Source organism: Vallitalea sediminicola (assembly GCF_054408565.1).
Window position 1 is genome coordinate 1 of sequence record NZ_BTPT01000294.1, and the last position, 257, is coordinate 257.

At 39.7% G+C, this 257-nt stretch carries 1 protein-coding gene; it reads left to right on the forward strand.

Translation table 11 applies throughout. From position 1 onward, the window contains the following. On the forward strand, nucleotides 1-257 hold a 257-nt coding region (locus tag ACX6CF_RS26790), incomplete at both ends, for a hypothetical protein (RefSeq protein ID WP_458788428.1).

The following is a 257-nucleotide window of genomic DNA, read 5'->3' on the forward strand; positions in this document are numbered from 1 at the left end:
GACGGTGCTACCGGCATTGTTACTTTTGAAGAAGAAACAGCAACAGGTGGTATTCTTTTTACAGTTGACGCAACTTCAGGCAGTGAAAAAGCTCAGTTGAATGTTTCGGCTGAATTTTCAGAAGATAAGAAAAGTATCACCTTAATTATTGATGGTTTAGTTGAATCTTCAGGTGCTAAATTCACGCTGAATGAAGGTAGTTTTGCGAAAGTTAACTTCGAAACCTGCACGAGAGGCCGCTGTATCGAAGTTAACTT